This window comes from Burkholderia catarinensis (genome assembly GCF_001883705.2).
In the GTDB taxonomy this organism is placed as follows: Bacteria; Pseudomonadota; Gammaproteobacteria; order Burkholderiales; family Burkholderiaceae; genus Burkholderia; species Burkholderia catarinensis.
Genome location: NZ_MDEQ02000046.1, coordinates 20,603 through 27,001, shown reverse-complemented (window position 1 = coordinate 27,001; position 6,399 = coordinate 20,603). Strand labels below are relative to the sequence as shown.

General features: G+C 66.0%; 7 protein-coding genes. All 7 read right to left on the bottom strand.

Features of this window, described 5'->3' with window-relative positions:
- Window positions 1–270: 270 nt before the first annotated feature.
- Window positions 271–1,314: a GlxA family transcriptional regulator gene (locus BFF94_RS36010; RefSeq protein WP_128844421.1), complete on the bottom strand. Its 1,044-nt coding sequence runs from the start codon at window positions 1,312–1,314 to the stop codon at window positions 271–273.
- A 22-nt stretch (window positions 1,315–1,336) separates the two neighbouring features.
- Entirely contained in the window at window positions 1,337–2,131 is a 795-nt protein-coding gene (locus BFF94_RS36005) for an ABC transporter ATP-binding protein (RefSeq protein WP_128844418.1), read from the bottom strand.
- A 21-nt stretch (window positions 2,132–2,152) separates the two neighbouring features.
- Window positions 2,153–2,866 carry an ABC transporter permease gene (locus BFF94_RS36000; protein WP_034186546.1) on the bottom strand — a complete coding sequence of 238 codons (714 nt, stop codon included), beginning with the start codon at window positions 2,864–2,866 and terminating at the stop codon, window positions 2,153–2,155.
- Window positions 2,863–3,552: an ABC transporter permease gene (locus BFF94_RS35995; RefSeq protein WP_124859451.1), complete on the bottom strand. Its 690-nt coding sequence runs from the start codon at window positions 3,550–3,552 to the stop codon at window positions 2,863–2,865. The genes BFF94_RS36000 and BFF94_RS35995 overlap by 4 nt, the downstream gene beginning before the upstream one ends.
- A 270-nt stretch (window positions 3,553–3,822) precedes the next feature.
- Complete coding sequence (locus BFF94_RS35990) at window positions 3,823–4,380, bottom strand: hypothetical protein (protein ID WP_128844415.1); 558 nt, start codon at window positions 4,378–4,380, stop codon at window positions 3,823–3,825.
- Between the two features lie 87 nt (window positions 4,381–4,467).
- On the bottom strand, window positions 4,468–5,517 hold the full coding sequence (locus tag BFF94_RS35985) for a lysylphosphatidylglycerol synthase domain-containing protein (protein WP_219140422.1): 1,050 nt from the start codon (window positions 5,515–5,517) through the stop codon (window positions 4,468–4,470).
- Window positions 5,514–6,398 carry a hopanoid biosynthesis-associated protein HpnK gene (gene hpnK / locus BFF94_RS35980; RefSeq protein WP_219140421.1) on the bottom strand — a complete coding sequence of 295 codons (885 nt, stop codon included), beginning with the start codon at window positions 6,396–6,398 and terminating at the stop codon, window positions 5,514–5,516. Before hpnK ends, BFF94_RS35985 begins: the two co-directional genes overlap by 4 nt.
- Between the last annotated feature and the right edge of the window lies 1 nt (window position 6,399).

Here is a 6,399-nt window from a genome sequence, read left to right as displayed (position 1 = left end):
GGGCGGTATACCGCTCCGTTGGGTGGTGAGTGGTGTCAGATCCATTGCTCGAACCACTCCGCCCGCCTGACTGGCGCGGACACTTAGGCGCGGTCCACTTCGGGAGCCATGGCACCGGGAAGTCATGTGTTATCCGAGCGCCTTTCTTTTGGTTACTTTTCTTTGGCAAGACAAAGAAAAGTGACCGCTGCCCCGCGCAGGGGCGACGCTAATAGACCGACACGATCGCAGGTGCTTCACGCCAAACGCAGGCAAACAACCAAAACAACATCAATCTTTCGCACCGCGCTCGACAAGCGCGCCCCCCCGAGGCTCCCCACCCCCGCCAGTCTGCTTCTCGAGCCACGCTCGCCGATCCTCCCGAGGCGTGACCCCGAACCTTTCGCGATAAGCGTTAGAAAAGTGCGCAGCAGAAGAAAACCCACAGGCAAGACTGACTTGCACGACCGACTTGCTGGTCCGCTGCAACTGAGTGCGTGCCTTGAGCAATCTGAGATTGAGGTAATACTTGGAGGGCATCGCCCCGAGATACTGCCGAAACAGCCGCTCCAGCTGCCGGCGTGAAACGCCGACCAACCCGGCGATCTCGTCGGTCGTCAACGGATCCTCGACATTGGCTTCCATCAAAAGCAACGCGTCATTCAACTGCGGATGCCGCTCCCCAGGCGCAGTCACAAAAGGAATCCGCTGCCGCTCCTCGCCACTGCGCAAAGTCCCGACCCCGAGCGTATCGGCAATCCGCTCCGCGAGATCCACCCCATGCTCCCGGCCAATCATGGCCAGCATGAAATCGACGGTAGCCTGCCCACCGGCACAGGTCGCCCGATCGCGATCGATCTCGAAGATCTGCTGCGTGACGATCGACCGCTCGAACTGCTCGGCGAACTGCTGATACGTCTCCCAGTTCACGCTCACGCGATAACCGGAAAGCTGCCCGGCCATCGCGAGCCACCACACGCCGTGGTGAATGCCGGTGACGAGCGGCGTGCGCTGCCCGACCCGCGCGAGACTCGCGAGAAACAGCCGGTAATCGGCAAACTGCTGGAACCGCTCGGACACGACGATCAGCCAGTCGCACGCGATCGCATCGTTGAACGCCGCATCGGCATGCCACTGCGCACCGCCCGCAAGCGGCACGGGCCGCCCGTCCCACGAACACACCTGCCAGCGATACAGCAACCGCCCGTCGATCTCGTTCGCGAGATTCAACGCATCGACGATCGGGCCCACGCCCGACATCGACACGGGCGGCAATGCAACGATCGCCACCTGCGTCGTGCGGGTGGCGCCTGCGGGACGAGACACCGGTACCACGTATGAAACCCGCCCCGTCGCGTTACTTGAGACTGCCCGACAGGAACTGCTTGAGCCGCTCGCTCTGCGGGCGCACCAGCACCTCCTTCGGATCGCCCTCTTCCTCGGTCCGCCCCTGATGCAGGAACATCACGTGGTTCGACACGTTGCGCGCGAAACCCATCTCGTGCGTGACGACGATCATCGTGCGGCCTTCCTCGGCAAGCTTCTGCATCACCTTCAGCACCTCGCCCACCAGCTCCGGGTCGAGCGCCGACGTCGGCTCGTCAAACAGCATCACGTCCGGATGCATCGCGAGCGCACGCGCGATCGCGACACGCTGCTGCTGGCCACCGGACAGGTGCGACGGATACTGCTTCTCGACACGCGGCGCCAGGCCGACCTTCTCCAGATACGCGCGCGCACGATCCTCGGCTTCCTTCTTCGAAAGGCCGAGCACGTGCACGGGCGCTTCCATCACGTTCTCGAGCACGTTCATGTGCGCCCACAGATTGAAGTGCTGGAACACCATCGCGAGCTTCGTGCGGATACGCTGAAGCTGCTTGTGATCGGCGACTTCGAGCGCACCGGCGCGGTCGGCTTTCGTGCGCACGGCCTCGCCGTCGACGACGATCTGCCCCGCATTCGGCCGCTCGAGGAAATTGATGCAGCGCAGGAACGTGCTCTTGCCCGAGCCGCTCGCGCCGATGATGCTGATGACGTCACCGGCCTTCGCGTTCAGCGACACGCCCTTGAGCACCTCGTTGTCGCCATAGCGCTTGTGGATGTCGAGCGCCGCAAGCTTGGTGGCAGCGCTCGTTTGAGTGATCTCGGCCAACTGGCTCTCCTCGAAGTGAATTCAATGACGGGCGGCCGCGAGATACGCAAGCCAGTGGCGCTCCGCGCGGCGAAACGCCGCGACGAGTGCGAACGATACCGCAAGATAGATCAGCGCGGCGATCCCGAACGACTGGAACGCCATGTAGGTCGCGGAATTCGCGTCGCGCGCGACCTTCAGAATGTCGGGCACGGTCGCCGTGAATGCGACGGTCGTCGCGTGCAGCATCAGGATCACCTCGTTGCTGTACAGCGGCAGCGCGCGACGCAGCGCCGACGGCAGGATCACGCGGCGGTACATCGTGAACGGCGACATCCCGTACGCACGCGCAGCCTCGACCTCGCCGTGCGGAATCGCGCGGATCGCGCCCGCGAAGATCTCGGTCGTGTACGCGCAGGTATTCAGCGCGAACGCGAGAATCGCGCAGTTGAAGCCGCTGCGAAAGAACGCGTCGAGCAGCGAGTGCGAACGCACGAACTCGAGGCTGTACATGCCCGTGTACATCAGCAGCAACTGCACGTAGAGCGGCGTGCCGCGGAACACGTACGTGTAGAACCGCACGGGCATCGACACCCACTTCTTCTTCGACACGCGCGCGACCGCGAGCGGCACCGCGCACACGAAGCCGAGCGAAATCGACGCGACGAGCAGCCACAGCGTCACCGCGAGGCCGGAGAGGCGCTGGCCGTCCCAGAAAAGGAACGCCTTGCCGAATTCCTGGAGGATCTCGATCATAGTTCTGCGTGCCGCACGCCCATGGAGTAACGCTTCTCGAGCTGGATCAGCACGAGGTTGGAAACGGTCGTGATCGCGAGATAGATCAGCGCCGCGACGAGGATGAAGAAGAACATGTTGAACGTGCTCTTGCCGGCGTCCTGCGCGGCCTTCACGACGTCCGCGAGACCGATGATCGACACCAGCGCGGTCGCCTTCACGAGCACCTGCCAGTTGTTCCCGATCCCCGGCAGCGCGAAGCGCATCATCTGCGGAAACATGATCCGCGCGAACACGCGCGCACCGCTCATCCCGTAAGCCGCGCCGGCTTCGAGCTGGCCGCGCGGCACCGACAGGAACGCGCCGCGAAACGTCTCGGTGAAGTACGCGCCGTAGATGAAGCCGAGCGTCAGCACACCGGCCACGAACGGGTCGATGTCGATCTGGTTCCAGCCGACGAGATCGGTGAACTGGTTCAGCCAGATCTGGATGCTGTAGAACAGCAGCAGCATCAGGACAAGATCGGGCACCGAGCGGATCAGCGTCGTATAACCGGTCGCGACCGCTCGCAGCACCCGGTTATGCGACAGCTTCGCCACCGCGCCGATCAGCCCCAGCGCCACCGCGGTGGCGAGCGACAGCACCGACAGCTCGATGGTCTGCACGGTACCGGCCCAGAGGACAGGACCAAAGCCGTAAAGGAACACGCGCGTCTCCAGAGTTGGAATGGATGCCGGCGCGTATGCCTGTCCCGCGCCGGGCTGACGCGGATAGTCGCAAGCGAAATTGATTGCCTCAAATCACCTTGCGCGCGATTGCTGCGTCGCAACAATCCGTTCCGCCATTTACAACCCCGGCCTACGCCGCTGTTTCAAAAGGAAAAAAGCCGCTCCCTGACAGTCGGATAACACACAGGGAAGCGGACTTTTTGCAATTTTCCGGTCGCTTTTTCGATATAGCGCCGAAGACGGCCACGCTTACCGTCCCTTCAGGATGTCGGAGCGCGAAGTCGTATAGACAAGCCCGTCCGGGCCGAAATGGACATTGAAGAACGCGTCGGTATTGACGCCGTCCTCGAGCCAGCGCCAGCTCCAGACCGTCTCGGGCTTCAGCGGATACTGCGCGATGTCGCCGGGCTTGCCGAGCAGGCGCCGCACTTCGTCCTCGTTCATCCCCGGGCGCACCTTCGCGAAATTCTCGGCGGTCAGCACCTGCGTCGCGCCCGTGTAGCGCCCGCTCGCATCGAGATCGACGAACCACGTCTGGTTGCCCATCGGGCCGCGCGGATATTCGAGACGCTTCGAGCCGTCGGTGAACTCGCGCTCGGTCTCGGGCTTGCCCATCGTGCCGCGCACGTCGGCCTCGGTCGATACACCGACCTTCAGCCCCTTCAGCAGCAGCGGCGCCGGCTTGATCGCGTTGAAAAAGTCCCTGATGCGTTGCACGTCGAGATTGCCTTGCTTGTCGTCGCAGCCGGTCAGCGCCAGCAAGGCGGCCAGCATCGTCACGGGAAACAGCCGGAAACGGAAATTCATCGGAAGAAATGCACGTCGAGAAAACACGCGCCAAGGATACCCGCGCGACACCAAAAGCGCGAGACGGGCGCGCGGCCCGTCTCGTGTTCAATGCGTCGTTTCGGTTTCAGTTTCGGCTTCGGGCACGCGGCTCGCTGCGTGCGGCGCGCGCGGCACGGCCGGCGGCGCATTGACGCGGCGGCGCGTGCGCACAAGCTCGGCGAGCTGCCACGAACCGAGCGCCAGGCAGCCGAACAGCACCTCGCGGCCGCGCTTGACCAGCGCGAGCGACAGCGCCGTCTCGCGGTCGACGCCGAACATCTGCGCGAGCAGCACGACGGTCGCCTCCTGCACGCCGAGCCCGCCCGGCACCATGAACGCCGCATGCCGCACGGCCTGCGTCATCGCCTCGATCGCGATCGCGCCGCCGATCGACACCGGATGGCCGAGCAGCGCGAGCGCCCAGTAGATCTCGAGCGCGCCGAGCACGTAACCGGCGAGTTGCCAGAAGAACGCGCTGAACAGCAGGCCCGTGCGCGACATCAGACCGTCGATGTCGGCGTCGAGCCGGCGGCCGTCGACGCCCTGCAGCAACCGGTGCGAATCGCCGAGCAGACGCCCCGCGAAACGCTCGATCGCGTGGAAGATCCCGCCACGGCGCATCAGCACGACGCCGAGCACCGGCAACGGCAGCGTCAGCAGCAGCGCGAGGCCGATCGTGCCGCCGCCCATGTTGTTCGTCGTCGCGAGCAGCAGCACGAGGCCGAGCGCCGCGAACGCATACTGGACGACGATCGTCACGAGCACCTCGACGATCACCGACGCCGTCACGCGGCTCGCGTCGGGCACCTGCCAGCGCGCGAGCCGGATGCCGACGATCTCGCCGCCGATCCCGACCACGGGCAGCAGCCGGTTCACGGCCTCGCGCACGGTCGCGATCCACCACAGGAACGGCAGCGACGCGCGGCGGTCGAGCAACTGGTGCCACGCATACGCGTCGAGCAGCAGCGGCAGCGCATGGAACGGCACGAGCCACAGCAGCGCGTAGCCGGCGCGCGCGAGCATCTGCGACACGTCGCCGACGCCTTCGTGCAGCCCCAGCGCGAGCAGGATGCCGATGCCGAGCGGCCAGCCGAGCCACTTGATCCACCGGGTCATGACGGCTGCGCTCCCGGTGCGCGCGACCCTTGCGCGCGGCGTCGTGCCGCGGGCTGGCCGAACACGTCGGCGAAGCCGCCGGTCGCGACGCCCGCGGCCTTCAGCGCGGCCGCGACGCGCGGCGACAGCAGCGCATCGAGTTCGTCGACCGGCCGATAGCCGGCCATCGTCGGCGTGATCGGGCCGTCGCCGGCCTCCGCCGGATGGCAGTAGATCTCGCCGACGCCGGGCGGCAGCTTGGCGAGCGCATCGAGCAGCACGGCCTCGTCCATCGCACCCGTATGTTCGATGCCGACCACGTAGTCGTTGTGCGCAAGCCCCGCGCGGTCGAGCCGCGCGCGCACGAGCGCGATCCACGGCTTGAGCAGCGCGGGCGCGCTCGTCTCGTACGGCAGCCGCACCGCGCGCAGCCCGTAGTCGCGGCCGATCTCGACGATCATCGACAGCACGGTCGGATGCAGGTGGAAATGCTTGTGCGCGTTCACGTGGTCGAGCGGCAGGCCGCTCGCCGCGAACGCGTCGAACTGCGCGCGGATCTCGCGGCGCAGCTGCGCACGCACGTGCGGCAGGAAGAAAAAGCGACAGCCGTCCTTCGCCATCGCGTCGCCGAACCGCCCGTCGGGGCCGACGAGCGCGGGAATTTCATGCGCGGGCAGCGTAGCCGGCCCGTCCGCGAGGACGAGATGCAGGCCGACCGCGAGCGACGGCAGCCGCCGCGCGCGTTCGATCGCATCCTGCGCGGCGGGCGCGCCGACCATCAGGCTTGCGGCGTTCAGCACGCCGTCGCGGTGCGCACGCTCGACCGCCGTGTTGACGCGCGGATGCAGCCCGAAGTCGTCCGCGGTGAAGATCAGCGCCCGCGCCGCCCGCTGCGTCGCCACG

What these genes read in the sequence shown, in the direction of transcription:
- BFF94_RS35985 (WP_219140422.1), bottom strand. Translation starts at nt 5,517, where the DNA reads ATGACCCGGTGGATCAAGTGGCTCGGCTGGCCGCTCGGCATCGGCATC.
- BFF94_RS35990 (WP_128844415.1), bottom strand. Translation starts at nt 4,380, where the DNA reads ATGAATTTCCGTTTCCGGCTGTTTCCCGTGACGATGCTGGCCGCCTTG.
- BFF94_RS36000 (WP_034186546.1), bottom strand. Translation starts at nt 2,866, where the DNA reads ATGATCGAGATCCTCCAGGAATTCGGCAAGGCGTTCCTTTTCTGGGAC.